The sequence below is a fragment of the Gluconobacter sphaericus NBRC 12467 genome, from assembly GCF_006539125.1.
GTDB classification, from domain to species: Bacteria; Pseudomonadota; Alphaproteobacteria; order Acetobacterales; family Acetobacteraceae; genus Gluconobacter; species Gluconobacter sphaericus.
Window position 1 is genome coordinate 62,416 of record NZ_BJMK01000005.1, and the last position, 26,026, is coordinate 88,441.

The 26,026-nt window shown below is 60.5% G+C and carries 25 protein-coding genes and 1 pseudogene; 13 read left to right on the forward strand and 13 right to left on the reverse strand.

Annotated features, from left to right (window positions below; genetic code table 11):
* Positions 1-18 precede the first annotated feature (18 nt).
* Complete coding sequence (locus GSP01_RS05240; protein ID WP_167495477.1) at positions 19-495, reverse strand: DNA polymerase III subunit chi; 477 nt, start codon at positions 493-495, stop codon at positions 19-21.
* Entirely contained in the window at positions 479-1,951 is a 1,473-nt protein-coding gene (locus GSP01_RS05245; RefSeq protein ID WP_141351459.1) for a leucyl aminopeptidase, read from the reverse strand. Before GSP01_RS05245 ends, GSP01_RS05240 begins: the two co-directional genes overlap by 17 nt.
* Before the next feature lie 100 nt (positions 1,952-2,051).
* Here GSP01_RS05245 and GSP01_RS05250 point away from each other — a divergent pair, with 100 nt between their 5' ends.
* From GSP01_RS05250 to rsmA, 9 genes are read left to right on the forward strand one after another with little or no spacing between them, the layout of a single operon-like run.
* Entirely contained in the window at positions 2,052-2,705 is a 654-nt protein-coding gene (locus tag GSP01_RS05250) for a hypothetical protein (protein ID WP_141351461.1), read from the forward strand.
* Between the two features lie 50 nt (positions 2,706-2,755).
* Positions 2,756-3,553: a 3'(2'),5'-bisphosphate nucleotidase CysQ family protein gene (locus tag GSP01_RS05255; protein ID WP_141351463.1), complete on the forward strand. Its 798-nt coding sequence runs from the start codon at positions 2,756-2,758 to the stop codon at positions 3,551-3,553.
* On the forward strand, positions 3,550-4,563 hold the full coding sequence (locus GSP01_RS05260; protein ID WP_141351465.1) for an L-threonylcarbamoyladenylate synthase: 1,014 nt from the start codon (positions 3,550-3,552) through the stop codon (positions 4,561-4,563). The genes GSP01_RS05255 and GSP01_RS05260 overlap by 4 nt, the downstream gene beginning before the upstream one ends.
* 2 nt (positions 4,564-4,565) lie before the next feature.
* Positions 4,566-5,048, forward strand: coding sequence for a hypothetical protein (locus GSP01_RS05265; RefSeq protein WP_141351467.1), 483 nt, complete (start codon positions 4,566-4,568; stop codon positions 5,046-5,048).
* 57 nt (positions 5,049-5,105) lie between these two features.
* Complete coding sequence (gene lptF / locus GSP01_RS05270) at positions 5,106-6,278, forward strand: LPS export ABC transporter permease LptF (protein WP_141351469.1); 1,173 nt, start codon at positions 5,106-5,108, stop codon at positions 6,276-6,278.
* Complete coding sequence (lptG, locus tag GSP01_RS05275) at positions 6,275-7,465, forward strand: LPS export ABC transporter permease LptG (RefSeq protein ID WP_141351471.1); 1,191 nt, start codon at positions 6,275-6,277, stop codon at positions 7,463-7,465. Before lptF ends, lptG begins: the two co-directional genes overlap by 4 nt.
* Positions 7,465-9,789: an LPS-assembly protein LptD gene (locus GSP01_RS05280; RefSeq protein ID WP_141351473.1), complete on the forward strand. Its 2,325-nt coding sequence runs from the start codon at positions 7,465-7,467 to the stop codon at positions 9,787-9,789. Before lptG ends, GSP01_RS05280 begins: the two co-directional genes overlap by 1 nt.
* 2 nt (positions 9,790-9,791) lie before the next feature.
* The gene (locus GSP01_RS05285) at positions 9,792-11,165 is read left to right on the forward strand and encodes a peptidylprolyl isomerase (RefSeq protein ID WP_141351475.1); all 1,374 of its coding nucleotides are present in this window, start codon (positions 9,792-9,794) and stop codon (positions 11,163-11,165) included.
* Position 11,166: 1 nt separating this feature from the next.
* The gene (rsmA, locus tag GSP01_RS05290; RefSeq protein ID WP_062501895.1) at positions 11,167-11,985 is read left to right on the forward strand and encodes a 16S rRNA (adenine(1518)-N(6)/adenine(1519)-N(6))-dimethyltransferase RsmA; all 819 of its coding nucleotides are present in this window, start codon (positions 11,167-11,169) and stop codon (positions 11,983-11,985) included.
* 6 nt (positions 11,986-11,991) lie between these two features.
* On the opposite strand, the gene GSP01_RS05295 is transcribed toward rsmA, so the two are convergent.
* The 7 genes from GSP01_RS05295 to dnaG all read right to left on the reverse strand — a co-directional run bounded on the left by GSP01_RS05295 (position 11,992) and on the right by dnaG (position 19,460).
* On the reverse strand, positions 11,992-13,212 hold the full coding sequence (locus GSP01_RS05295) for an SAM-dependent methyltransferase (RefSeq protein WP_141351477.1): 1,221 nt from the start codon (positions 13,210-13,212) through the stop codon (positions 11,992-11,994).
* Positions 13,213-13,350: 138 nt separating this feature from the next.
* A complete protein-coding gene (rplI, locus tag GSP01_RS05300; protein ID WP_141351479.1) occupies positions 13,351-13,941 on the reverse strand; it encodes a 50S ribosomal protein L9 in 591 nt (196 codons plus the stop codon).
* 10 nt (positions 13,942-13,951) lie between these two features.
* The gene (rpsR, locus tag GSP01_RS05305; protein ID WP_141351481.1) at positions 13,952-14,242 is read right to left on the reverse strand and encodes a 30S ribosomal protein S18; all 291 of its coding nucleotides are present in this window, start codon (positions 14,240-14,242) and stop codon (positions 13,952-13,954) included.
* A gap of 5 nt (positions 14,243-14,247) precedes the next feature.
* Positions 14,248-14,730, reverse strand: coding sequence for a 30S ribosomal protein S6 (rpsF, locus tag GSP01_RS05310; RefSeq protein ID WP_141351483.1), 483 nt, complete (start codon positions 14,728-14,730; stop codon positions 14,248-14,250).
* A 159-nt stretch (positions 14,731-14,889) separates the two neighbouring features.
* Positions 14,890-15,465 (reverse strand): GNAT family N-acetyltransferase, encoded by a 576-nt coding sequence (locus GSP01_RS05315; protein WP_174787550.1) that lies wholly within the window; start codon positions 15,463-15,465, stop codon positions 14,890-14,892.
* 23 nt (positions 15,466-15,488) lie between these two features.
* The gene (gene rpoD / locus GSP01_RS05320; protein ID WP_141351485.1) at positions 15,489-17,447 is read right to left on the reverse strand and encodes an RNA polymerase sigma factor RpoD; all 1,959 of its coding nucleotides are present in this window, start codon (positions 17,445-17,447) and stop codon (positions 15,489-15,491) included.
* Between the two features lie 165 nt (positions 17,448-17,612).
* The gene (gene dnaG / locus GSP01_RS05325) at positions 17,613-19,460 is read right to left on the reverse strand and encodes a DNA primase (RefSeq protein ID WP_141351487.1); all 1,848 of its coding nucleotides are present in this window, start codon (positions 19,458-19,460) and stop codon (positions 17,613-17,615) included.
* A gap of 647 nt (positions 19,461-20,107) precedes the next feature.
* Here dnaG and GSP01_RS15090 point away from each other — a divergent pair.
* From GSP01_RS15090 to GSP01_RS05340, 3 genes are all read left to right on the forward strand, one after another.
* Positions 20,108-20,272 (forward strand): hypothetical protein, encoded by a 165-nt coding sequence (locus GSP01_RS15090; protein WP_202257452.1) that lies wholly within the window; start codon positions 20,108-20,110, stop codon positions 20,270-20,272.
* Positions 20,273-20,502: 230 nt separating this feature from the next.
* On the forward strand, positions 20,503-21,882 hold the full coding sequence (locus GSP01_RS05335; protein ID WP_141351489.1) for a sensor histidine kinase: 1,380 nt from the start codon (positions 20,503-20,505) through the stop codon (positions 21,880-21,882).
* 77 nt (positions 21,883-21,959) lie between these two features.
* Positions 21,960-22,334: a hypothetical protein gene (locus GSP01_RS05340; RefSeq protein WP_141351491.1), complete on the forward strand. Its 375-nt coding sequence runs from the start codon at positions 21,960-21,962 to the stop codon at positions 22,332-22,334.
* A gap of 78 nt (positions 22,335-22,412) precedes the next feature.
* On the opposite strand, the gene GSP01_RS05345 is transcribed toward GSP01_RS05340, so the two are convergent.
* The 3 genes and pseudogenes from GSP01_RS05345 to GSP01_RS15420 all read right to left on the reverse strand — a co-directional run.
* Positions 22,413-23,363, reverse strand: a complete 951-nt coding sequence (locus GSP01_RS05345; RefSeq protein WP_141351493.1) for a cation diffusion facilitator family transporter — start codon at positions 23,361-23,363, stop codon at positions 22,413-22,415.
* 189 nt (positions 23,364-23,552) lie between these two features.
* A complete protein-coding gene (locus GSP01_RS15415) occupies positions 23,553-23,957 on the reverse strand; it encodes an NAD-binding protein (RefSeq protein WP_348536414.1) in 405 nt (134 codons plus the stop codon).
* 6 nt (positions 23,958-23,963) lie between these two features.
* Positions 23,964-24,449: pseudogene (locus GSP01_RS15420) on the reverse strand (NAD(P)-dependent oxidoreductase); the annotation flags it as partial.
* 97 nt (positions 24,450-24,546) lie between these two features.
* On the opposite strand from GSP01_RS15420, the gene GSP01_RS05355 reads away from it, so the two are divergent.
* The gene (locus GSP01_RS05355) at positions 24,547-25,344 is read left to right on the forward strand and encodes an AraC family transcriptional regulator (RefSeq protein WP_141351497.1); all 798 of its coding nucleotides are present in this window, start codon (positions 24,547-24,549) and stop codon (positions 25,342-25,344) included.
* A gap of 57 nt (positions 25,345-25,401) precedes the next feature.
* Here GSP01_RS05355 and GSP01_RS05360 read toward each other — a convergent pair whose 3' ends face one another.
* Positions 25,402-25,857, reverse strand: coding sequence for a GatB/YqeY domain-containing protein (locus tag GSP01_RS05360; RefSeq protein WP_141351499.1), 456 nt, complete (start codon positions 25,855-25,857; stop codon positions 25,402-25,404).
* Between the last annotated feature and the right edge of the window lie 169 nt (positions 25,858-26,026).

Sequence of the window (26,026 nt, forward strand, 5' to 3'; positions counted from 1 at the left end):
CGGATACAATTTGAAACCTTACCCCGCCTTTTTCCAACCCCGCTCTTCCTGTTTCCAATACACGAGATTGTGACCGGAAGATTTCATCGCCACCCAGCGTTGTCTTGCCCGCTGAACGGATTGTGGATTTCCGCCATCGAACAGATCAAAAACCCGCGTAAAAGACGCAAACTCATCGCTCCCCGCACCATCCACACGGAACAGGAACCGAGCCTCGTTCGGCACATCCTCACCCTCGGTCAACCAGATCGGCTGCCGAGCCGCATGACTGCTCTTTGCAGTGCCATGTGGCAACCAGACCGGGTCCCGGCATGCCCACAACGCCGCATCCAGCGCCATGACCGCAGCCGCATCGGGACAACGCACAACCGCACGCTCCCCCGCATCCAGCGTCCGACCCAAAAGAGCCGGAAGCGCTTCTTCAAGCGGCGTACGAGTCAGATGATAGAACCCGACATCCACAGCGTGATCCTGCTCCTCAGGCGCTGGCTTCATGCACCTTCACGAACCGGTCCAGCAGACGCACACCAAAGCCCGTCGCACCCTTCGGCGCGATAGCGGACGCCTTGGTCTTCCAAGCCGTCCCCGCGATATCCAAGTGCGCCCAGTCCGTGTCACCCACGAAGCGCTTGAGGAATTCCGCGGCAAGGATCGCACTGCCCGGACGCCCACCGATATTCTTCATGTCGGCAATATCGGAATCGATTTCGCGGTTATAGGCCTCGCCCATCGGCATCCGCCACAGGCCTTCGCCCACCTGAGCCCCAGCCTCGGCCAGCCCCTTCGCCAGCGCATCGCTATTGCTGAACAGACCGGCATTTTCATAGCCCAAGCTGACCACGATCGCGCCTGTGAGCGTGGCGAGATTGACCATCAGCTTCGGGCTGAACCGCTTGCGCGTGTAAGACAGCACATCCGCCAGAACGAGACGCCCTTCCGCATCGGTATTGAGGACTTCGATCGTCTGCCCATCATAAGCCCGCACGATATCACCCGGACGCTGCGCCCCGCCGGACACCATGTTCTCAACCAGCCCGACCACACCGATCGCATTAACCGGTGCCTTACGACGGGCCAGCGCACTCATGAGGCCAATCACAGTCGCGGCCCCGCCCATGTCGGTCTTCATCTCGTCCATGCCAGCCGCAGGCTTGATGGAAATGCCACCGCTATCGAATGTGACACCCTTACCGATGAACGCCAGAGGCGCCTCGCTGCCACCGCCATCGTGACGGACAATCACCGTCCGGGGCTTGTGAACGCTACCCTGTGCTACGCCCAGAAGCGCGCCAAAACCCAGCTCCGTCATGGCCTTCTCGTCGAGAACCTCAACCGTGAGGCCAAGTTCCCGCAGTTCCTCAATACGCTGCGTAAAGGTCTGGGGATAAAGCACATTCGGCGGCTCGCTCACGAGGTTCCGCGTCAGGATCACACCCTGCGAGACCGCATCCAGAGCCACCCACCGCGCCTGCGCTGCCGCGACGTCGGAAACCGCAACATGCAGCGTTTTCAGAACCGGCCGGCTGTCGGATTTTTTCGTGCGATACAGGTCGAAATCATAGGATGCCAGACGCGCTCCCAAAGCCGCGTCCGGAGCAAACTGCTCCAGCCCTTCAGAAAGGGCCAGCACCGCGCTCTCAACACCATCCAGCAAACGAACGGCCCGACCGGCCGCATTTTCGATAGACACGGCATCAATCGCCGCACCACCATTGGGTTTCACGCCCGCAAGTACGACCTGCGCCAGCCCCTCGGCTGGAGCAGGGAGCACCACGCTCTGCCCGGCCTCACCCTTGAAACCTTTCAACGCAGCAGCGCGCGAAACCGCCCCGGCTGAAGCCTTGTCCAGTGCGGCAAACGTCTCGCCAGATGCCGCAGCGCACAGCAGGACAACAGCTCTGGGCGCATCCACAGAAAAAGCTGGAAGGGAATCGAAAATCACTGAAAGCATGATGGTCCTGTCGTCTGGAACATGAAGTCGTTGCCTCCGTTATCGGGAACACCAGCCGCCCATACAAGTCCTCCCCTCACCCGACATGAAGAAAGACCACGTGATGCGCCGTTCTATCCTGACGCTGATGCTCTGCTCCGGCCTCACTTTCGTACCCCCACAGGGACATGCCAGCCCTGCCAGTACCAAACCGACCTCAAAAATTACGAACATCCAACCGATCCTGATCGGCAACAGACCCGTCACAGTTCACCCCACAGGGTTTCCCCCTATGACAGTCACCCCGTTCTGGCGGGAAAACGGCAACGCATGGGGCTATACCCTGTATGCCGTCAGCATCCCCGAAGCTGAGGAACCGTACCGCACGGCCCTCGTGGATACGGAGGACGCAGACCATAATGGCCAACTTCTCGACATGTTGCAGGACATTCCACACACCGGCGAAGACGCGCTCCAGACCATCCATTTCGCGTCTGCTCGCATGGACGGAAAACCGGCCTTCCTGCTGTTCATAAGCACCCGCGACAACGGCACCAATCCAGCCCCCCAGCTGAGCCCGGCACATATCCGCGTCTATCAGTTGACGGCAGGAGACGGAGAACCGGGCAGCACGCTGTTCTATTTCGCGCTCCGCACCACGCTCCGGCCCCCCGTGACGACATGCCACGCGGATATCGCCCTGAGTGCGGCAACAAAAATCCCGTTTGCAAAATGGAACGGAGATCAGGAGCCTGTCCCGACCTGCCTGCAATAACGGGTGTATCAGCACATGACGCAAAAGCCATCTTGGAGTAGTCTGGGCAAATGACTTCTGCCTCCCCCATCATCGTCCGTGCGGACGATGACCGTGCCCTTTTGGCCCTGGCATTCCGGCTTGCATCCGAAGCCTCGGACATCATCAACGCCATCCGCGAACGCGGCTTCCGGACAGACATCAAGGACGATGCCTCCCCGGTTACGGAAGCGGACCATGCCTCCGAGCAGCATATCCTGTCCGGCCTGCGCGCGGCCTGCCCGTCCATTCCCGCCATTGGTGAAGAAGAAATGTCGGCCGGCATCCGGGTGAGCGCGGAAGACTCCTACTGGCTGGTCGACCCGTTGGACGGAACGCGCGGCTTTGCATCGGGGGGAAAGGACTTCACCGTCAATATCGGCCTGATCCGTCATGACAGGCCGATTCTGGGCGTGGTCGCCCTTCCCGGTTACGGCCTGATCTACAGCGGCGGTCAGGGCCTCGGCGCGCACCGTTCAGACGGCACCAATAGTACTCCAATCCACACCGCTACGCCCTCTGAAGAAGGCCTGCGCGTGTTGGCCTCCAGCCATCACGGCAATTCTGAACTACTGGAACGCTGGCTCGCGGGACGCAAGGTCGCCTCGATCGACAAGCTGTCGTCATCGGTAAAGTTCATGCGGGTCGCCGAAGGGGCTGCGGATTTTTATCCCCGTTTTGGTCCCACGATGGAATGGGATACGGCCGCCCCCCAGGCCATTCTTGAAGCCGCAGGCGGTGCCCTGCTCGACGAGACCGGCGCGCCCCTGCGCTACGGCAAACCCGATCGGCTGAACGGCTCCTTCTACTGCACGGGAGGTGCATTTTGAGCGACACACGCCACACCGAACGCCTGACCGCCACACCTGAAGGCATCCGCCGCGCCGCCGAACTTCTGAAAGCTGGCAAACTGGTCGCATTCGGAACCGAGACCGTCTACGGCCTTGGGGCCATCGCCTCGTCCGACACCGCTGTCGCAAGAATTTTCGCCGCCAAGGGGCGCCCGCGTTTCAACCCGCTCATCAGCCATCTCCCCGATGCTGAAAGCGCCTTCGCGCAGGCCTCGCTGAGCGGCAGGATGGAAGAAATCGCGCACGCACTGGCCAAACGTTTCTGGCCCGGCCCGCTGACCATGGTGCTTCCCCGCTCACCGAATTCAACCGTGTCCGATCTTGCTGCTGCAGGCCTGTCCACGCTGGCGCTGCGTGTTCCACGCGGCAAAACGGCTCTGGCCCTGCTCCGCGAAGTCGGCGCCCCTGTTGCTGCACCATCAGCGAATGTCTCGGGCACGGTCAGCCCGTCCGATGCGTTCCACGTCCTGCGCTCGCTGGACGGACGGATCGACGCGGTTCTGGATTCCGGGCCTTGCTCCATCGGCGTGGAAAGCACCGTGCTGGACCTGACCCGTGAGGTACCTGTTCTCCTACGTCCCGGCGGTGTAACGCTTGAAGACCTCACCGAACTGTGCGGCCCCATCCGCCATCCGGACGATTTTTCCGAAATCGCCCCGGCCTCGCCCGGCCGGCTGGCATCGCATTACGCTCCGAACCTGCCCGTCAGACTGGACGCGGCCTCAATCGCGCCCGACGAAGCCCAGCTTGCCTTCGGCACGCCTCTTCCCGGCGCCGGACTGACATGGAACCTGAGCGAAAGCGGCAATCTTGAAGAAGCCGCAGCCCGCCTCTTCGCCGGACTGCGCTTTCTGGATGCGGAAGGCACCCGTCGTGGACTGAAAGCCATCGCCGCCCAGCCGATCCCCCGTCACGGGCTTGGCCTCGCCATTCGGGACCGTCTTCGCCGCGCCGCCGAACCGCGCACCCATAACGCAACCCTAACCTGAGCATGACCCGCGCCCCGGACCCTAAGGAAATCAAGATTCTGTCGGACATTCTGGCGCTGGTGCTGGATGAACAGCCGGGGCATGCGGCGACCGCTCTGGAACGGGTCCGTCAGATGGCCCGACGCGACGGCGTTACGGGCGGCGCGCTGAAAAACCTGTTCACCACCCGCATCGGAACAATATCCGGCAACAACGAAACCGAGCGCGAAAAACGTCTCCGGGAGCAGATATCCAGGCTGGAACGCCGCCTTGGCCAAAGCGAGTCCGACACCCGCACGGCACAGGCGCGCCTGGGACGCTGCCAAACGGATCTGGGGCTGATCCAACTGGAACTGGCAACCCTGCGTATGCAACGCCCCTGGCGCTACATCGCCATCATCTTCGCTGCCGCTGCGGGTCTTCTGGTCGGTATTGCCGGAACACAATTCTATCACAGCCTGTCCGTTACAAGGGCGCCCATCGACCGGGCCTCCTATCTGCGATAGAAACTGTTTCGTTTTTTCGCCTTCCTCCCGCCACGCGCTAGGGATAGATGAAGGACCATGGCCTCATCCTCCGGAACCTCCGGGCGGCAGATCCTGCCTCTGCTCGACCGCTACATTCTCCGCCAGCTTCTCATCGCCCTGCTGGCGCTGACGGGAGGGGCAACGGCACTGATCTGGCTGACCCAGTCCCTGCACTTCGTCTCAATGGTGGTCCAGCACGGCCTTTCACTGCGGGTTTTCATCCAGCTCACCTCGCTGATGCTACCATCCTTCATCGCCGTTATCCTGCCGATCACGACCTTCCTTGTAGTACTTTTCATCTATCAGCGGATGGTCGGTGACCGGGAACTCACGGTCATGCGCGCAGCCGGCCGCTCCCCGCTGGAACTGGCAAGGCCCGGACTGCTCTGCGCGTTCTTCTCTGTGATCCTGTGCTACGTCCTGACCCTGTGGCTCGCGCCCGTCTCGTATCATGCGTTCCATCGCTACGAATTCCAGATCCGCAACCGTATGGCGGCCTTCCTGCTTCAGGACGGCGTCTTCACCAGCCTGTCCAACGACATGACGGTGTATGTGCGCGGCCGCACCAGCGACGGTCAGCTGCATGGTGTGCTGGTCGAAGACGACCGCGACCCCGTTTCCCACACCACGATCCTCGCGGAACGCGGCACTATGGTCGTAGTCAACGACCAGCCGCGCGTCGTCCTGTATGACGGCTCACGCGAGGAAATCGACCGCCATACAGGACGATTGAATGTCCTGACCTTCGGACGCAACACAATCGATCTCACCTCATCGCGCCAGCACAACCATGAAGACCGGGATCCGGACGAAATGTCCCTGCGCGAGTTGTTCCATCCTGACCCCCACGAAGTCTCAGAGCGCGACCGTGGCAAGAACATCGTCGTAGGATGGCGTCGGCTAACCTCGCCACTGACGGCATTGTCCTTTGCGATGATCGGTCTGGTCACCGTTCTCAGGGGCGCCTTCTCCCGTCACGGCAACATCACACGCCCCCTGATCGCCATCCTCACGGTCGTCGGGCTGCTGGCCGTCTCACTCATGCTCCAGAACCTGGCCGGACGGCACCTCGCGCTGGTGCCCCTCATCTGGCTTGAGGCCATTCTCCCAGCCTTCGTCTGCGCCGCCATGCTGTTTCTCGAACAATGGACAGGCACTGCGCGCCAGACCGCCCCGGCCTCCGTGCCTTCCGCAGGGTCCGCCCGATGAAAGCCATTCCGTCTACTCGCCGAAGCCCTTGGCTGACATCCCTGTTCCAGGCACTCAGCACCCGCGACGAACATGCCGGGTTTTCCACGACTCTGGCGATCTACATCGCGCGGCAGTTCATGCTCAGCACCCTGTCCATGGTGCTGGCCCTGACCGGACTGGTCTCCCTGTTCGACTTCATCGACCTGCTACGTCGCGCGGCAACACGACCCAACGTCCCGACCAGCCTCATCGTCAAGATCGCAGCCCTGCACGTTCCGTACTACATCATCTACGTCCTGCCCTTCGGCATCCTGCTGGGCGGGATTGTATGCTTCTCCCGACTGACACGCTCCTCCGAGCTCATCGTGGCGCGTGCTGCCGGCATTTCTGCCTGGCAGTTCCTCGCAAGCCCGCTGGCCTGCGCCCTGCTAACTGGCCTGCTGACGACAACCGGCATTTCGGCTCTGTCTTCAACCATGTTCCGAAGCGCAGAAATGCTCGACCAGACCTATCTGCGTACCGGCGGCGGCCCCCTGACGCTCAATGGCGGCGCGTTGTGGCTTAGACAGTCTGATGACGGGCTGGTGCCTCACGGTGTAGCAATCCTGCATGCTCAGGATGTCCATCTCATCCACGGCGAACTGAAAGTTTCAGGCGTCTCGATCTTCCGCCTTGACGACCGGGACCGCCTGATAGTCCGCGTCGAAGCCCCCGAGGGTGCGCTGGGCGATCACCAATGGATCCTGCACGGAACCTCAGTGCTCCACCCCGATCATCTACCGCAGCAGATCGGGGACATGACCCTGCCATCCGATCTGTCGGTCGGACGCGTTCAGGAAAGTTTCGCATCGCCGGATACCCTCTCCGTCTTCGCACTTCCGGGCTTTATCAACCTTCTGGAGCGCTCGGGATTCCCCTCGATCCGGCACAGACTTCACTTCCAGTCGCTACTGGCCCTTCCCATTCTGGCCGGGACCATGGCATTGGTATCTGCAGGCTTCTCGATGCGCCCCACACGGCGCGGCGGCGTAGCCCGGATGCTGGGATCGGGAATCGCCGCAGGCTTTGCGCTGTTCACCATCTCGAAAGTGGCCGAACAGTTTGGTGAATCCGGCGCCCTGCCGCCGGTTCTTGCTGCATGGGCGCCGACAGGTGCGGGGCTCTGCCTCGCGGTGGCCCTTTTGCTGCACATGGAGGATGGTTGATGACGGTGCCCCTGTGGCTTCCAATGCGCGCCCGCAGACGCGCTTCGCTCGTCAGTGCCACGCTGATGGCTGGAACCGCGCTCGTGGCACCGCAAAAGGTGTCTGCCAACACGATGCAGCGCGACAACTCTCATATCATCGTCATCGGCAAACCAACATCGCAGACCGATCCCCTGACCTATCTTGCGGATAGCGAAAGCTATGCCAAAAACGGCCTGATCACATGGGAAGGCAATGTCCGCGTCTGGCAGGGCGATCACGCCATGCGCGCCGACCGCGTGACCTATGACCGCAGCACCGGCATCCTGTCAGCCAAAGGCCATGTCGCCGTCGTCGAACCCGATGGCAGCACGACCTATGCCGATTATGTCGAATTCAGCCATGGCATGCATGATGGCATCGGCAGCGGCATCTACATCCGCATGCAAGACAATGCCAAGCTCGCCGGCAACGGCATGCGCCGCACGAACGGAATGCTTAACGATCTGACGCATGCCGTCTATACGGCATGCAAGATCTGCGAGAAGAACCCCGACCTCCCCCCCTTCTGGCAGTTTCAGGCCTTCGATGCGACACAGGACGTCCAGCACAAACGCCTCGAATTCGATCATGCCTGGCTGAAAATTCTTGGCCTTCCCGTATTCTATTTCCCGTTCTTCTCCATGACCGATCCGTCCGTCAAACGGCAGAGCGGCTTCCTGATGCCGGGCATCAGCCCGCATGACCGCTATCTCGGCACCTATTTCACGCTCCCCTATTTCTGGGCCATTGACGAGCAGCAGGACCTGACCGTCCGCGGCCTCGTCTCCACCAAGACCGGCCCTGAACTGACGGCGCAATACCGCAACCGCATGAACTTCGGCTCCGTCGATGTCACAGGCGGCGTGGCCTACGACACCAATAACGAAAGCAGGTATACCAATACCTTCGGAGACAATGTCGGCTCATCCAGCGAATATGGCGTGCAGGGCTATGTGTTCGGTCGCGCCAATTTCGCCCTGGATCGCAACTGGCAACTTGGCGCCAACATCAACGTCGCCAGTTCCGCCAACTACATGCGCGACTACCGCGTCCCCGGTTACGGTCAGGAAATACTGAATTCCAACCTGTTCCTCGAAGGATACGGCATTGGCTCCTATATGCGTCTCGACGGACAGGCCTATCAGGGCCTGAACCAGGGCACCATCCGCAACTCGGACCTGCCCTGGGCACTTCCGCGGTTGACCTATGCCTTCCAGGGACAGCCCGACATGTTCGGCGGCCGTCTCAGCGTCCAGACAACGGACTTCAACCTGTACCGCAAGAACGGCATCAACGATCAGCGCGGCGAAGCGGCCATCCAGTGGGACCGTCCGTTCCACAACAAGCTCGGCCAGCAGTTCCTGCTGACGGCCCGACTTGATTCCATGGTCTATCACGCTACCCGAGCCTACCAGCAGCCGACCTACTATACGAATGCCGGCGGCAACCATCTCGTCGGGCAGGTCCAGCCGACCATCGCCCTGAAAATGAGCTGGCCGTTCCTGCGTGGCTTCGCCAAAGGACATGGCTCGCAGCTCCTGGAACCAATCGCCCAGATCATTGCTGCTCCCAACACCGGTAACTCGCAAAACCGCAACATCCCCAACGAAGACAGCCTGGCCTACGAATTCACCGACACCACGCTGTTTTCCCTCAACCGTTATCTCGGTACGGATCGTCTCGACGGTGGCCTCCGCGCAAATGTGGGCATCCATCAGAACTGGTCCTGGAACGGCCACGCCATCGACATGCTTGTCGGCGAAAGCTTCCAGGAACATATCGACCACAACCGCCTGCCCTATTCCGGCCTCGACCATCACCTGTCGGACCCGGTGGGTCGCTTGCGCGTCAGCCCGAACCAGTATGTGGATGTCACGGCCCGAGGCCGCTTCAACCCGTGGACCCACCAGTTCGATTACGGCGAAGGCCTCATCAGCACCGGCGTTCCCATGTTCCGCCTGACCGGTGGCTACGTCTTCGCGCCCGTGACACCGTATTATTACTATGCAACGAACTTCCGCGAATCCGGTCCGAACGCGCCATATCTGGTCAAGACCAGCGAAGTGACAGGCGGATTTTCAACCCACTGGCGCAATTACCATGCGTCCGGTTTCTTCCGTCGCAGCCTGTCCAGGAAACAGTTCGTCGCAAACGGTGGCACGATCGGCTATTCCAATGACTGTTTCGGGCTGGATATCATGTATATCAAGCAATACACCCGTATCGGCGGCGAACAACGTAACGAGACGATCCTATTCAACTTCACGTTCAAGACGATCGGCACCTTCGGAATCAACGGTTGAGCATGTCCAAGACCCACTGCATCGCCTCTACGGCCCTGGCTGCCCTTCTCGCCTTCTCGGCAGCCCTCCCCGCCACGGCAGCCCCGCATCACAAGGCAGACCCGAAAGCGGCTTCGAAAACTGCGGCGACCAAGCAGGACGCTCCTCCAGCCAAGCCGCCCGAGGATCAGATCCTGGCTGTCATCAACGGACAGGTCCTCACGCAGCGTGACGTGGACAACCGTGCAAAGCTCTTCGTGCTTTCGACCGGCCTGCCCATAAGCCCGGAAATCATGAAGCGCATGCGCGGCCAGATCATCCACCAGTTGATCGACGAGCGCCTGAAAACGCAGGAAATTCTGAAGCTCCACATCAACGTGGAGCCGGATCAGATCGCAGGCGCCATCTCGAACATCGAACAGCGCAACGGCATGCCCAAGAATGCCCTGCGGAGCCGTCTGGCCTCGGATGGCGTGTCACTGACGACGCTGATCGACCAGATTCGGGTGCAGATCGGCTGGATGCAGGTCCTGCGTGAGAAGCTGGGAGAAGAAGGCCGGATCACAGCCACCCAGATCAGCCAGCGCGAGCAGGCCCTTCAGGCCGAGCAGGGTCGCCCCCAATATTTCATGAGCGAAATCTTCGTGCCCGTGGCCGACCCACGTCATGACGAAAACGAACTCGCCTTCACCAAGACGATCATTTCCCAGCTCCGTGAAGGCGCGCCATTCCCGATCGTAGCCGCCCAGTTCTCGCAGGCCCAGTCGGCTCTCGATGGCGGCTCCATGGGCTGGATGCAGGAGGACAATCTTGATCCGCAGGTCGTCAACATCGTCCGCCAGATGCCGATCGGTGCCATTTCCAACCCGATCCAGGTTGCAGGCGGGTTCGTGATCGCGACCGTTCAATCAAAGCGCGTGGTTGGAAAACAGATGGGCACCCAGCTCGACCTGCGGCAGGCTTTCTTCCCGTTCGATACGCCCCTGAACCCGCAGAACCCGACCGAACAGCAGCGTGCTGCCTTGCAGAAAGCCACAGCAGCCGTGCAGACGGTTCATAGCTGTGACGCCATGGAAGCGCTTAACAAATCTCTTGGCGAAAAACGTCCCAGCAATCCGGGTTCGCAGATCCTCGAGCGCCTGATGCCCCAGATGAAAGCAGTTCTCGACGCACTCCCCCCCAACAAGGTCAGCCGTCCCCTGGTCTCGATGGACGGTATTGCCCTGCTCATGATCTGCAACCGGCAACAGAAAAACCTGGCCCAGCAGAGCCCGAGCGAAATCGCTGATCAGCTTATGAATGAGCGTGTCGAGCAGGCCTCCCGCCAGCTTCAGCGCGACCTTCAGCGCCGTGCGATCATCGAGATGCGTCCCGCTGCCAAGACGGCCTTCAACTGACGTGTCCCTTCCTTCACTGCGTGACACCATCCAGGCCCATGGCCTTGATGCAAAGAAATCCCTCGGCCAGCACTTCCTGCTCGATCCGGGCATCTGCGCCCGGATCGCAGCTCTTGGCGGCGATCTGACAGGACGCAGCGTCGTCGAAATCGGCCCCGGTCCCGGCGGCCTGACCCGCGCCCTGCTGGACACCCCTGCCAGCCGTGTCGATGTCGTAGAAATCGACGAACGCGCCTGGCCCCTGCTGGACGAACTGGCCACCTACTACCCGGACCGCCTGCACGTCGTCCGTCAGGACGCCCTGAAGCTGGACGCTGCGGCTCTGGCCCCTGCTCCACGCCAGATCATTGCGAACCTGCCCTATAACGTTGCCACCCCCCTGCTCGTGGGCTGGTTGCGTCAGGCCTCGCAGTGGGAACGACTCTCGCTGATGTTCCAGCTCGAAGTCGCGGAACGTATTTGCGCAGCTCCGGGAAGCTCGGCTTACGGACGCCTCGCAGTACTCTCTCAATGGTGCGCCTCGTGCTCGGTTGCCCTGCGCATCCCTCCGGCCGCGTTCTCACCACCGCCCAAGGTCCATTCCGCAGTCGCCGTCATCATACCCCATGCCGAACAGCCTTCTCCGCAGTTGTTCCGCGCCATGGAGCAGGTCACGGCAGCAGCCTTCGGCCAACGTCGCAAAATGCTGCGCTCTTCACTGAAATCCATCGGCGGCGAACGCCTGCTGGAACAGGCCGAAATCGAACCAACCCGCCGGGCCGAAACGCTTTCGGTCGCCGAATTCGCGCGACTGGCGGAACTGAATCTCGCCAGCCGCTGAAGGCTCTTACGACTTCGCGCTTTCCCGTTCACGCTCGAACATGTAGTCCCGCGTGAACGGCACAGCGTCGATCGACCTGGTCAACTGAAGCTGGAAGTTCATGTGCCCCTGCACGCGGAACGCCAGCTCGGCCCCTACGAGATAGAACTCGAACATCCGGACAAATCGCTCGTCATAAAGTGACTGGATCTTATCGCGGTTGGCGTCAAAACGCTTGCGCCATTCCGCCAGCGTGCGTGCGTAATGCAGGCGCAGCACTTCGCAGTCCGTCATCCACAGCCCCGACCGCTCAATCGCCGCCAGCGTCTCGCTCAGCGCAGGCGAATATCCACCCGGGAAAATATATTTCTGGATCCAGGGATTGGTCGTCCCCGGCCCGTCCATACGCCCGATGGAATGGATCAGCGCCACGCCATCCGGCTTGAGGCAGGCTTTCAGCTGTTTGAAAAATGCCTCAAACTGTGGCGGCCCAACATGCTCAAACATTCCCACCGAGACGATCCGGTCGAACTGCTGATGCAGGTTGCGGTAGTCGATCAGTTCGAAGCGCACCTGATCCTCAAGCCCCTCGTCCTTCGCCCGCTTCCGCGCCACCTCGAGCTGCTCGCGTGACAGCGTGATACCCAGAACCTTCGCGCCATAATCCTTCGCCAGCGTCAGAGCCATGCCACCCCATCCACAGCCGATATCAAGCACCGCGAGCCCCGGACGATCCAGATTAAGCTTGGACGCAATATGCCGCTTCTTGGCGACCTGCGCTTCTTCCAGCGTCATATCCTCGCGCGCAAAATAGGCGCAGGAATACTGCCGGTCCTTGTCCAGGAACAGATCGTACAGTGCCCCGTTCAGATCATAGTGGTGAGCGACATTACTGCGGGATTTCTTGAGAGAATTGAGCGTCTTCCACGCCCGCGTCACATAGCGCAGACGGTCTTCAATTTCTTCGAAGACATGCCCGTGCCCGTTGATGTTTTCCATCAGGACCGTCAGCAGCGTCTCAAGCGTACAGCCGTCAGGCACGATACTGCCCGCCATGTATTCCTCGCCGAACGCCAGACCGGAATTGATGATCAGGGCCCGCTCCGCCTGTTTGGTGAGTAGATGAAGTCCGGCTTCAAGTCCCGGCTTGCGGCCACGATAGGTACGGACAGTCCCGTCACTGAACGTGACCCTCAGGCTTCCTGTCTGGATGAACTTCCTCAAGACAAAACCAAGAATCCGTCTCATTCCGATCTCCTGTTTCCAATACTGGGAAAAAACCCGAACAGGTCTGAAGTTGTACTCCTCCGGAAGAACAGAGACAAAAAAACCCGGCCGGGAAGAATCCCGGCCGGGTTTTTCAGGACAAGGTCCTCGGTAAAAGCCTCAGGCTTCTTCCGATGCCTCGGCAGCTTCAGCAGCAGCCTCTTCGGCGGCATTCTCAGCCTGCAGTTCGCCAAGGATATTCTCATCCTCGTCCTGCTCGCCAATGGCTTCGCCACGAGCCTGACGCTCCGCTTCTTCACCGGAACGGGCAACGTTGACCGTCAGCGGGATGGACACTTCCGGATGCAGCACGATACGTGCTTCCGTCAGGCCAAGATGCTTGATCGGGTGTGCCAGGACAACCTGCTGACGCGAAATCGTCAGACCGGCTTCCGTAGCGGCCGCCGCGATATCGCGGGTGCTTACGGAGCCGTACAGGCTTCCGCTGTCACCAGCCTGACGGATGATAACGACGGACAGTTCATGCATGCGCTCAGCAAGACGCTCGGCCTCTTCACGCTTCTTGAGGTTCTGGGCCTCAAGCTGGGCGCGCTCGGTCTCGAAACGCTTCTTGTTGGCAACCGTGGCGCGCATGGCCTTGGCCTGGGGCAGCAGGAAGTTACGGGCATAACCCGGCTTCACGTGCACCAGGTCGCCCATCTGGCCGAGATGCTCGACCCGCTGCAGCAGGATCAGTGCGGTCTGGGACATGGTGCGCTCCTCAGCTTACGACGTAGGGGAGCAGGGCGAGGAAACGGGCACGCTTGATCGCCTGTGCCAGCTCACGCTGCTTCTTGGCCGAAACGGCCGTGATGCGGCTCGGCACGATCTTGCCACGCTCCGAAAGGAAGCGGCTCAGCAGACGCACGTCCTTGTAGTCGATCTTCGGCGCGTTGGGGCCGGAGAACGGGCAGGACTTGCGACGACGGTAGAACGGACGACGTGCGCCAACTGCCGTGCGACGAGCAGCCGGGTTCACTTCGTTGACGTCGGGAGTGATGGTCTCGGACATGTTTCTTACTCCGCTCCGGCCGTCTCACGAGCATCGTCCTGCTCGCCACGTGCACGATATTCCTCACGGTCTTCGCTGCTGCGACGGGGACCGCCACGGCCGCTCTCGAAACGACCGGCCGGCTTGGAGCCGCCACGGAAGTTGCCGCGGTCACCACGGTCGTCGCTCTTGCGAGCCAGAACCGGAGACGGGTTCTCGTCGATCTCGTCAACGCGCAGCGTCAGAACGCGCAGCACGTCTTCGTTCAGGCCCAGCTGACGCTCCAGCTCGCGCAGCGTGTCAGGGGTGCAGTCAAGACCCAGCAGGACGTAATGGCCCTTGCGGTTCTTCTTGATGCGGTATGCGAGCGAACGCAGGCCCCAGAACTCACGCTTCTGGATGGAACCGCCGTTGTCCGTGAGCAGGGTTTCGATGGTCTCGACCAGGGTTTCCACCTGAGCCTGCGACACATCATTACGTGCGATAAGCACGCTTTCATACAATGGCATGAATACTCCCTTCGGATGAGGTCAACCCGAGACTGGCTCCGGCCCATGCCGGAAACAGGGCCCATGTTTCAGGGCGCGGGTATAGCCGGCGCGATGCCACATCGCCCGGCAGGGAAAGGCGGCATTAATCACACCATGCGTCTCAAGGCAAGTCCTGCCTCAGAGTCGCTTCAGCTTTTGCGGCACATATTCGTCGGGAACGTCCCAGCTTTCCGGCACGATATACCGGAGTTCAAATCCTGCCCGCCGGTAATTCGGCAGCGCGTGAGGATGATCGAGCGTGCAGGTATTAACCCGCAGACGCCAACTTCCGGCCCCAAAGGCCCGGGCCACGGCATGATCCAGAAGCGCACGCCCCAGACCGCGCCCCATCCCCTGCGACAAAAGGCCGAAATAGGCCAGATTGGCATCCCCGCCCTGCCTCAGATCCAGTTCGTAAAACCCGAGCGGCTCACCGGAGCCATCACGCAGGACCATGAACTGAACGGCAGGATCATAAAGAATTTCTGCCAGTTCAGCATCTGGCATCGACCGCCGCATCCACCAGCAGTAATCCTGCCCCACCCCCGCATACAGAACGCGATAAAGCGGCACGGCCTCATCCCCGGTTACACGGGACAGAGAATATCCTGCCGGCAAAACAGGCGACGGACGGGGCGAGCGTGTTTCCAGAAAGATGACATCCACCGCAAGACGGGTGGATGTCCCTTTCGGCTTAAGCCAGTCCGGCAGCATCGCTCCGGTCCCGCGCCCGGCGTTCAGTTGTCGTCGAGGAAGGAGCGCAGCTTGCGCGAGCGGCTCGGGTGCTTGAGCTTGCGCAGCGCCTTCGCCTCGATCTGACGGATACGCTCACGGGTCACGTTGAACTGCTGGCCCACTTCCTCAAGGGTGTGGTCCGTATTCATACCAATACCAAAGCGCATCCGCAGCACGCGCTCTTCACGCGGCGTCAAGGACGCCAGAACGCGCGTCGTGGCTTCACGCAGGTTCGTCTGAATCGCAGCATCCAGCGGAATGACGGCCGTCTTGTCCTCGATGAAATCACCGAGATGGCTGTCCTCCTCGTCACCAATCGGCGTTTCGAGAGAGATCGGCTCCTTGGCGATCTTCAGGACCTTACGGACCTTCTCCAGCGGCATGCCGAGCTTCTCGGCCAGCTCTTCCGGAGCCGGTTCACGCCCGATCTCATGCAGCATCTGGCGCGACGTCCGGACGAGCTTGTTGATCGTCTCGATCATATGGACCGGAATACGGATCGTCTTGGCCTGATCCGCGATGGAACGCGTAATCGCCTGACGGATCCACCAAGTCGCATAGGTCGAGAACTTATAACCGCGACGGTACTCAAACTTGTCCACGGCCTTCATCAGGCCGATGTTGCCTTCCTGGATCAGATCCAGAAACTGCAGTCCACGGTTCGTGTATTTCTTGGCGATCGAAATCACCAGACGCAGATTCGCCTCAATCATTTCCTTCTTGGCACGCGTGGAATCACGCTCGCCACGGGAAACGGTTGCATAAACGCGGCGGAACTCACCAACCGGAAGGCCCGTCTCGTGCGACAGAGCCGCAATCTCGCCACGCAGATTGCGCAACTGGTCCATGTGCTTGGTCGTCAAGTTCTTCCAGCCCTTGCCCGGCAGCGCAGAAATGCTGTCCAGCCAGGTCGGATCAAGTTCGCGGCTGCGATACTTGATGAGGAAGTCATCACGCGAGATCTTGCAGCTCTCGGCCAGACGCATCATCCGGCCTTCGACATTGTTCAGCTTCTGAACCTGCATCTTGATCTGCGCGACCAGCTCTTCAATCCGGTTGTTGTGCAGATGCACCTGCTCGACGATGCTAACCAGTTCATCGCGCAGCTTCTCGTAGGTCTGTTCAGACTTGTCCGAATGATCCTCACCACCCGTCAGGGCCTCGATGCGCTTGATCTGAAGCTTGCGAAGCTTGTGATACAGCGGCTCGATGGCTTCGAAACGCGCCAGGATTTCCGGCTTCAGCTTCTCTTCCAGAGCGGACAGGGACAGGCCGCTACCTTCCTGCTGGTCGCCTTCACCTTCTTCGTTCTCGTCCTCAGCCGTATCGTCCTCTTCGGACGCCTCGTCATCTTCCTCGCCCTCGACCGCCTCAGGGTCCGGACCACCGCCCTGGCTGGCCTCAAGATCCACGATGTCACGCAGGAGCATCTCGCCGTCCTTGAGGCGCTCATGCCAGGAGATGATGGCGCGAATCGTCAGCGGGCTCTCGCACAGGCCGCCGATCATCTCGTCGCGACCAGCTTCGATCCGCTTGGCAATCGCAATCTCGCCCTCGCGCGACAACAGCTCGACCGACCCCATCTCGCGCAAATACATGCGGACCGGATCATCCGTGCGGCTGGCAGCCTCGGCATCGACGTTACCGCCCTGCGGACCTTCGGCCTCCTCGGACTCGCCTTCGGCTTCCTTTTCCGCAGGAGCTTCGGCGTCATCCTGCTCTTCGTTTTCGAGGACCTGAATGCCCATTTCGGACAGCGCCGCCATAACGTCCTCGATCTGCTCGGAAGACATCTGGTCCTGCGGAAGGACAGCGTTCAGTTCGTCAAAAGTGATATGCCCGCGTTCACGCCCTTTGGCGATCAGCCGCTTGACGGCAGCGGACTGCGTATCGAGGAGAGTGGTATCCCCCTCCTGCTCCTGCGCGTTCCGATCCGTTCCAGAGGCTGTTTTCGTCGCCATTCGTCTCTCCGTCAACTCCGCCGCGAGTTAGCAATCCGGCAGCGTGCAGGTGGTCGATCCTGCGCCCGAAGTCAAGATTGGCACCCCAAAGAATACAACCTTTCGGGAATAAAATTCATTCCGGAATCATTCCTTCCCATATGACGGAGCAATCTCCGGGGCCCCTTATTCGCCAACCCTCTCTCCGCTTTTCAGGGCATCGCGAACCCGCAGACGGGTCATGAGTGCATTGGGAAAGCGAAGACCGCTCTGCCCGTTTTCATCCACGAAAGACTCCATATCCCCTTCAATCACGGCCCGGGTCACGTCCTCCTCCAGGGTCCGCTCGAAGGTCTGGAAATTGACCAGGGCATAAAAATGCCACCAGCTTTCAATGACATCCACTTTCAGGATCTCATCTTTGACCTTCCCGTCGCCCACACCGCGCGGCAACGGACCGCCTTTCACCCTTCCCGCCAGATCTGCCAGCCCATGCTCTTCCAGCCAGGACATGCAGCCCTCTTCCGTCAAGGCATCCCGCTCCTCTTCCTGACAGGACCAGTCCAGCAGCGCCGAACGCAGATGATCCAGTTCAGACGGTAGATGCAAACCGCTATACGCCTGTTCCACCTCCGGAAGGATATCGGGATGGTGAAGCAGCATCGCCGTCATGATGTTCAGCCTCTCCAGATTTCCCGACTCCACATCACGCATCGCTCCGGGCGCCTGCGTGGACAGCCGCAGGCTCTCGCCCCCCTTGCGCTGAAAGTTTTTTTTCCGCCGGAAACGCGCAAAGAACATGTCCAGCAACGTACTGCGATATTCCGACGCCAGAGCCTTGTCCGGAATAAGCCGCGACAGCGCCACCAGCTTTTCGCGCAAGGCCGCCCTCTGGTCCGGCCCCGGGTCCACCAGCCCCGCTGTCAGCAGCCCGAACAACTCCTCCGCCATCGACGTCGCGCCGGACAGTGCCTCCTGCATAGCCCGCGGCCCGCGGCTTCGGATCAAACTGTCCGGATCATCCTTCGCATCCAGCCGACAGAACCGGATCGTCCGCTCGGGCGACAGAAGCGGCAGCGAAACTTCACAGACCCGCAATGCCGCCCGCGCGCCCGCCGCATCACCATCAAGACACAGGATCGGCGACGGCGACATGCGCCACAGCAGTTCAAGCTGCTCCTCACCCATCGCCGTACCCAGAGGCGCCACAGCCCCACCAAATCCCGCCTGATCCATGGCGATGACGTCCATGTACCCTTCGACCACCACAAGATCCGCCCCGCGATGCACCGCCTCTCGCGCCAGGTCGAGATTGAACAACGTCCGCCGCTTGGAGAACAGGGCCGTCTCCGGGCCATTGAGATATTTGGGCTGCCCATCCCCGAGCGTCCGGGCGCCAAAGGACATCATGCGCCCCCGCCGGTCCCGGATCGGAAACGTCACACGATTGAAGAACAGCTCCCCTTTCGGAGCCCCCTGCTCATCCACGCGTATGACCCCAGCGCGGATCAGCATCTCGACCGTCACGCCATGCGGGCGCAATTCGTCCAGCAGCTGCCGCCCGTCGCCGGACCAGCCCAGACCGAACCGCTCGATCGTTTCTTCCGTCAGCCCGCGTCCCCGCAGATAGGCCAGCCCTTCGCGTCCTTCCGGACGATACAACCGGCGGCGATAGCTCTCCTGCACGAGGTTGAGAACGTCACCCAGCGACTGTGCTTCCCGGGCACGAGCTTCCGACCGCGGGTCGGCTTTCGGAACCTCGAGTCCCGCCTCAGACGCAAGCTGTTCAACGGCTTCAGGGAAACTGCGCCCCTCGCTCTGCATCACGTAACTGATGGCATCGCCGTGTACGCCGCAACCGAAGCAATGAAAATGATCGTCGTAAATGTAGAAAGATGGCGTTTTTTCGCCATGGAACGGACAGCAGGTTTTCCAGTTCCGACCGGACCTCACCAGCTTGTTGCGCCGCCCGATCAGCGACGGCAGCGGCGTCCGGTTCCGCAGTTCGTCGAGAAAAGCAGCATCAATTGCCATGGGCAGGAAGAGCCTTTCATGCGGGTTGGTAAGAAGGTCCACGAGCGCATACAGCGCCAGCCCTTCTGTTTAAAGGAAACTTTTTCCCGAAATCCACCATGTGCCCCTTCATGACGGAGCACAGACAAGTGACCGATAAGTCAATTCGAATAATTCCCATTTAGATATAATTTTTTCCTTTTAATATCCCATCAATGGTTTCCACCCCGAAGAAGCGTCATGGTGACGCTGAACGGGACATGGCTTCTCTTTCTCTTAACCTACCCTTGGGCAACAAGCCGCACCCGACGTACAAACACAGGGTCGCAGCCAATAACTGTTAAAACTTCAGTGCTGAAAGAACGCGGGGAAGGTGGAAAGCGCCACGTCGTCCTCATTCTTCAAGTCGCTGAGACACTGGCCTCGCCAGGGATCGCCTTCGCCATAAAGACACGTCGAGGCGTCGCATCATCCTGTCCCGACAGTACCTACAAGGACGTGGCTTTCTCGCCAGCCCCCAGCACCCTCGTCGCCGCTACCGACATCGTTCCTCATCGTCCTGCCGTTGACGCTGAAAACAGTGGAGGACATGAAACTCGGCGCCCGTCATCATCGATCGCGGCGCCGAAGGTGGCGACAACTATGAAGGCACGTAGGCCAGACAGAGCGTGCAGGTCGGCCCCACGACCATCATCGGCCCCGTCGACGTCCTGTCCACGCTCACCGAACAAGCCAGCGAACTCTATTCCAAGCACGTCATGCATCTGCTCCAGCAGATCATCACCAAAAACAAGGGGCTGGTACCTCTGCTCTTCGCCGGAATGATCGACTGACGCTACATGAACAAGGCTGGTAACGGCAAAAAATCGGGCTCTACAACTTCGACGCCGCCGCCCATATCATTACATTCGACGATGCCGCCGTATTGCTGCCCTGATCTGCGCTAAAAGCAGGTTTCAGAAAGGTGAATTTTCAGGATATATTATTACGCAGCGCGACAGAAAATATCGCGCATGGATCCTGAAACCATCGCAATACTACGCGCTACTATCAGAATAGAGATATGGGACAGACACAGACCGCCCCACCTGATATTTTCTGCACCGCCTTCGACCTGCTGCCTGATCTGATCTGCATGGAGCCTGGCAGCAGCCCAGGCACCATGCACTTCAACATGGCCTGGAAACAGCAGGCCGCTGCGCTTGGTGTGCCGCTCGCTTTTTCAGAATGGCTTCCGATCGTTGTCCCCGCCGATCAGGCGGAGATCACCCGCATCCTCCGCGATACCACCCCCTCAGATCAACTCCGGAGCATAAGCTTCCGCATTCTGAATCCTGACGGACACACCCGCTGGTTCCTCCTGCGCCTTGTCCAGCGCCTGCCCACCAACGGCGAGGACACCATTCGCCTCCTCATCCTGACCAATATCCACGAACAGAAACGCCACGAGGAAGATCTTCTCCAAAAAGCCGATATCCGTGACCGCATGCTCAATGTCAGCGTGGACTGCATCAAGGAAATTGCAAAAGACGGCACGCTGGTTCACATGAATACCGCAGGCTGCAGTGCCCTCGGCGTGGACAGCACCTCAGGCTTCGGCATGCGCTGGCTCGGCCTGCTCCCGCCGGAAGCTCATACCCCAGGCCGCGAGGCCCTGAAGGACGCCACCAAAGGACGGAACGCCCGCTTCATGGGCGTCAGTCAACTCCCCGGCCAGCCCATCCGGCATTGGGACAACATGCTGACCCCGCTTCTGAATCCCGATCAGAGCGTCGAAGCCATTCTCTGCGTCTCGCGCGATGTAACGACCCAGCACGAAAATGAGCAGCGGATCGCCCTGTTGCTCAACGAACTGAACCACCGCTCCAAAAATATGCTCGCGATCTTTCAGGCCCTGATCCGACGCACCGTCCCCGACCCCACAGCTCCTTTCGTCAAGGTTCTGGAAGAGCGCATCACCTCCATCGCCAGAAGTCAGGATCTTCTGATCCACGGCGAATGGACAGGTGCCACAGTCTGGGACGTCGTCACGTCCCAGACTGTTGTCGCCGGCGATTTTCCAGCCACACGCCTGCGGATCGAAGGCGATCCGGAGCTTCAGTTCATCCCCGACACCGCCGATCGCATCGGCCTGGCCATTTACGAGCTGACCACCAACGCCATCAAATATGGCGCCCTGTCGAACGACACCGGAACCGTGACCGTCAGCTGGGGTCTGCACGACGAAGAGGACAAGCCAATCTTCCGGATGCACTGGAAGGAGACCGGAGGCCCCACCGTCGCCAGACCCGAACGCCGCGGTTTCGGCTCGATCGTCATCGAACACAATCCCCGCTCGATCCCAGGCGCCAGTAGTGCCTGCTCCCATGAACCAGACGGCACCGTCTGGACCTTCTGCGCCCCAGCCGAAAATGTCGTACGCTGCCCCCTCCGATTGTTCTGAACGCAGGATTGGGGCATGCTCGGCTCCGTCTCTCTGCTACCGGGTGCCCCGGCAGCTTTGGAAAACAGGAAGCGTTAATGAAAAAGTACCTGATGCTTGCCGCCGCAGCCGGTCTGCTGGCGACATCGATCACAACGGCAGAAGCAGAACCGGGTGGCTGCCTTAAATACGGCGCTGCCGGCGCCGTCGGTGGACACGTCGCCAACCATCATGGTTTCCTCGGCGCCATGGGCGGCTGCGTGACCGGCATGTATGTCCGTCACCGTTACCGCAAGGAAGCCCGCGCAAAGGCTGCCCTGTACGACAAAGAACATCCTGGCGCGAAGGGCACCTACAGCGAGAAGGCCACTGCCTACGATGTCGAGCACTCAACCTCACCTGGCCAGATGAACAGCACGACCCCTGCTACGCCGGCCACCACCCCGGAAGCCACTCCGGCCCAGCCCCAGTAAGACCGGAGCCATCATCTTCCGATAATGACACCCATGCCGGGCTCCCTCACGGGAGCCCGGTTTGCGTTCAGACTTGTTTCAGATCGGAAGCGGCACACCATCCTTACGATCCTGCGCCTCGACATACATCCGCAGCACCGACGGATACCGCGCCCGCGTCACCCGCTCCAGCGCCGAAACCCCCTGCTCCACCTGCCCGGCGGTCAGCGTATCGTCCCAGTCCAGCGACACCAGGACAATGATACTCCCCGGCCCCCGCGTCTCAGTCACGACCTCGTTGACTCCGACTACACCTGACAGCTTCACCGCTTCGGCCCGCACGAAAGCGTCGATTTCCGGACTACTCTCCCCAACCAGCAGGGAGCGCGTCTCGTTCGTCAGCAGTACCGCAACAATCACCAGAACAAGCCCGATCAACAGCGATGCCACACCGTCCAGAATATGCCATCCCGTCACGACGGACAGAACGGTAAAGACCAGCGCGATCATCAGACTAACCAGCGCCGCGCCATCTTCGAACAGCACGACAAACAGTCCCGGATCAGTACTGCGGCGGATCATAGTCCACAGGGAACCCTTCCCGGACGGTAGGGACTTCATGGCCGCCAGAAACCCGTAGCCCTCCATGCTTCCCGAAATCCCAAGAATGGCGACATTCAGCCACCAGCCGGGAAAAACATGTCCCTGCACATGGATCGGCTCCATCGCCGCCGGATGCCAGACCTTTTCCCACCCCTCATGCAGCGACGCGACCCCGCCGCCAATGAACAGCGCGCCCGCTACCACCAGCGTCCAGAAATAAAGCTCCCGATGATGCCCCAGCGGATGCTCCTTCGTCGCCGGAGCCGCCGCGCGCTTCATGCCCACCAACAGCAGAATCTGGTTGCCGCAGTCGACAAAGGAATGAACCGTCTCCGCCAGCATCGCGGCCGAGCCGGTGAGCAGAGCCGCCACACCCTTCACGCAGGCAATCGCGAGATTGACCCCCAGCGCAATGAAAACGACCTTCGTTGAACCACCTGCCGACATTCTGGCCTCATCCGTAACAAGCGGATTTCAGAGTGGGGACCTCGGCGCGACCCTGTCAAACACTGCCGCACGCTATTGCCGGCTTCCAAGCGCACCATGGCCCTGCTGAACACGCGTCAGTTCATCCACAAACTAGCAATAATCGGACGTCATGAACGCAATCAACGCGTCCAGATCGGACCCCGACACCTATTTCAGCCCGCTGTCCTGCCGAGCCCGCTCCAGCAGCACGACAAAATCGCGCTCGGCATCCCCCGCACTGATCGCACTCAGCAACCGATCCCGCACTACCGAGGCATAAGGCAGCGGCACAGCATTTTCTCCACCGGCCTTAAGAAACATCTCGATATCCTTAAGCCCCAGCGTCACCGGCGCGCCCGGATGGTCGTATTCATGATCGACCATCAGTTTCCCGTAGTTCTTATGAACCGGTGCGGTGTAAAAACTGCCCGTCATGATCTCAAAAATCTTATGCGGATCCGTGCCGACCTTTTCATTCAACGCAAAAACTTCCGCCATCTGCTCAATCGTCGAATAGATCATGAAGTTCAGAGACAGCTTGGCCAGATTGGCCTGAACCGGATCCTGCCCCACTTCGAAAATGCGGGATCCGAAACACTCCAGCAAAGGCCGCAGACGCTTCAGAGCCTCTTCCGCTCCTGCCGTCACCACAAACAATTCGCCAGCCTTCGCTGCCGGAGGCCGCCCCAGCACATTGGCGCTGACATAACCCTGCCCGCGTTCTGCATGCCCGTCCCGCAAACGACGCGCCTGCTCCAGAGACAGCGTACTGCTGCACGCATGAATGGCGCCCGGCACCAAGGCCCTCGCGATGCCATGCTCTCCGAACACAGCCTCTTCCGTGCTGGCATCATCGAACAGCATAGAGAACACAACCTCCACCTGGCGCGCCACGTCCGCAGGCGTCTCGGCAAAAACCGCCCCCTGCGCCACCAGATCATCCGCCTTCGCGCGTGTCCTGTTGGTCACGACAAGCTCATGCCCTCCCTTGAGAAGACGCTCCGCCATTGCATGTCCCATGGCCCCGAGGCCGACAAAACCGACTTTCATGATCCTGATCTCCCGCTGAACACTCCGCTCAGGGCTTCAAACCCGTCCGGAGAAGACAGTTCTAGCGAAAGCAATTTTGGCGTTCTCACGCTCTCAGGCCATAGTTCGACTCATGCACGCCAATTCCTTCATAACCCCCGCCGCCGCAGACCGTCCAAACGCCGGAACGCCATGGCTTCTCGGCGGCCACATGAAACAGGACACACGCCGGGTTGCAGACCGGCACGCCCATGAACGCGGCCAGATTCTCGGCATTGAAAGCGGCGTCATGGCCATCCGCACCGAGCACGCCTACTGGTTGATCGGCCCCGGCCAGTGCCTTTGGCTCCCACCCCATATCCTGCATGAAGCCCGCTCGCACGGCGCCGTCTCAGGATGCAGCCTCTATGCCCATAAAGCGCGATGCACCACTCTGCCGGACGAACCCTTTATCGCTGGCGGAACACGTCTCCTTACCGCTTTAGCGGACCGCCTCTCCCGCGATGCCTACGAAGCCAGATGGGACGCGCATATCGCCCGCCTCGCAGAATGCTTCTGGCACGAGTTCCTCGCTGCCCCACGCGCCTCCGTGTCCCTGCCTTTCCCAAAAAGCGAACAACTCTGCCGCGTCGCCAACAGCCTGAGCGACAACCCGGCAGACCCCCGCGCCCAGAAAGACTGGGCCAGACTGGCCGCCATGTCGCTACGCTCCTTCGTCCGCCATTTTACTCTTGAGACGGGACTGCCGTTCTCAGTCTGGCGGCAACGCCTGCGCATCCTGAACGCACAGGAAAAACTGGCCCGCGGCGAAAGCGTGGCCAGCGTCGCCCTGGATGTGGGCTACGAAAGCCTCGGCGCCTTCGCCACAACCTTCCATAAAAACACCGGCTACCGGCCCAGCGATTACGCCAAACTCTGCCGGACAGCGTGAAAACAAAAAAAGCCGCCCCCGAAGGAGCGGCTTTTTATCCTGCAACTGATCGACAGATCAGGCCGAGAGATGCGCCTTCACCAGCGCACTGGCCTTCGCCGGGTCCAGATCCGCGCCGAAGCGCTCCTTCAGAGCCGCCATGACCTTGCCCATATCCTTCATACCAGCCGCTTCGGTCTTCTGCACCGCTTCGACAATCCCGGCCTTCAGCGCAGACTCATCAAGTTCCGGCGGCAGGTACGACTTGATCGTGGCGATCTCGCCTTCTTCCTTTTCCGCCAGCTCCGGACGGCCACCCTCACGATACATCGTAGCAGATTCCGTGCGGGACTTGATCATGGAACGCAGGGCGGAAATGATGTCCGTATCCGTTACCTCGGCGCTCTTGGCGCGAGCGGCAACGTCCAGATCCTTGATCTTGGCCGTGATCCCGCGGATCTGAGCCACCGTATCGGACTGACCGGCCTTCATGGCTGTCTTGAGGTCGTCCATGATCTGCTTGCGAAGCGACATCGCCGTTCTCCTTCATCGGACAGCCCGCCGGAAATTCCCTCGGCGAGCCGTCCCTCATTCTTTGAATAGCGGCAAAATCGCACAAAAGCCGGTTTGCAACAATCCGGCAGCCCCCTGTGGCCGCCAAACAAGTCATTCGGAAAAAACTTCCCACCCCTTCCGAGAACGC

Excerpts from the sequence above, each read along its gene's own strand:
- GSP01_RS05240 (WP_167495477.1), bottom strand. The coding sequence starts at position 495 with ATGAAGCCAGCGCCTGAGGAGCAGGATCACGCTGTGGATGTCGGGTTC.
- GSP01_RS05340 (WP_141351491.1), top strand. The coding sequence starts at position 21,960 with ATGAAAAAGTACCTGATGCTTGCCGCCGCAGCCGGTCTGCTGGCGACA.
- GSP01_RS05360 (WP_141351499.1), bottom strand. The coding sequence starts at position 25,857 with ATGTCGCTTCGCAAGCAGATCATGGACGACCTCAAGACAGCCATGAAG.
- GSP01_RS05245 (WP_141351459.1), bottom strand. The coding sequence starts at position 1,951 with ATGCTTTCAGTGATTTTCGATTCCCTTCCAGCTTTTTCTGTGGATGCG.
- lptF (WP_141351469.1), top strand. The coding sequence starts at position 5,106 with ATGGCCTCATCCTCCGGAACCTCCGGGCGGCAGATCCTGCCTCTGCTC.
- GSP01_RS05335 (WP_141351489.1), top strand. The coding sequence starts at position 20,503 with ATGGGACAGACACAGACCGCCCCACCTGATATTTTCTGCACCGCCTTC.
- rpsR (WP_141351481.1), bottom strand. The coding sequence starts at position 14,242 with ATGTCCGAGACCATCACTCCCGACGTCAACGAAGTGAACCCGGCTGCT.
- rplI (WP_141351479.1), bottom strand. The coding sequence starts at position 13,941 with ATGTCCCAGACCGCACTGATCCTGCTGCAGCGGGTCGAGCATCTCGGC.
- rpoD (WP_141351485.1), bottom strand. The coding sequence starts at position 17,447 with ATGGCGACGAAAACAGCCTCTGGAACGGATCGGAACGCGCAGGAGCAG.
- GSP01_RS05265 (WP_141351467.1), top strand. The coding sequence starts at position 4,566 with ATGACCCGCGCCCCGGACCCTAAGGAAATCAAGATTCTGTCGGACATT.
- GSP01_RS05315 (WP_174787550.1), bottom strand. The coding sequence starts at position 15,465 with ATGCTGCCGGACTGGCTTAAGCCGAAAGGGACATCCACCCGTCTTGCG.
- GSP01_RS05355 (WP_141351497.1), top strand. The coding sequence starts at position 24,547 with ATGCACGCCAATTCCTTCATAACCCCCGCCGCCGCAGACCGTCCAAAC.
- dnaG (WP_141351487.1), bottom strand. The coding sequence starts at position 19,460 with ATGGCAATTGATGCTGCTTTTCTCGACGAACTGCGGAACCGGACGCCG.
- GSP01_RS05295 (WP_141351477.1), bottom strand. The coding sequence starts at position 13,212 with ATGAGACGGATTCTTGGTTTTGTCTTGAGGAAGTTCATCCAGACAGGA.
- GSP01_RS05285 (WP_141351475.1), top strand. The coding sequence starts at position 9,792 with ATGTCCAAGACCCACTGCATCGCCTCTACGGCCCTGGCTGCCCTTCTC.
- GSP01_RS05345 (WP_141351493.1), bottom strand. The coding sequence starts at position 23,363 with ATGTCGGCAGGTGGTTCAACGAAGGTCGTTTTCATTGCGCTGGGGGTC.
- rpsF (WP_141351483.1), bottom strand. The coding sequence starts at position 14,730 with ATGCCATTGTATGAAAGCGTGCTTATCGCACGTAATGATGTGTCGCAG.
- GSP01_RS05255 (WP_141351463.1), top strand. The coding sequence starts at position 2,756 with ATGACTTCTGCCTCCCCCATCATCGTCCGTGCGGACGATGACCGTGCC.
- lptG (WP_141351471.1), top strand. The coding sequence starts at position 6,275 with ATGAAAGCCATTCCGTCTACTCGCCGAAGCCCTTGGCTGACATCCCTG.
- GSP01_RS05280 (WP_141351473.1), top strand. The coding sequence starts at position 7,465 with ATGACGGTGCCCCTGTGGCTTCCAATGCGCGCCCGCAGACGCGCTTCG.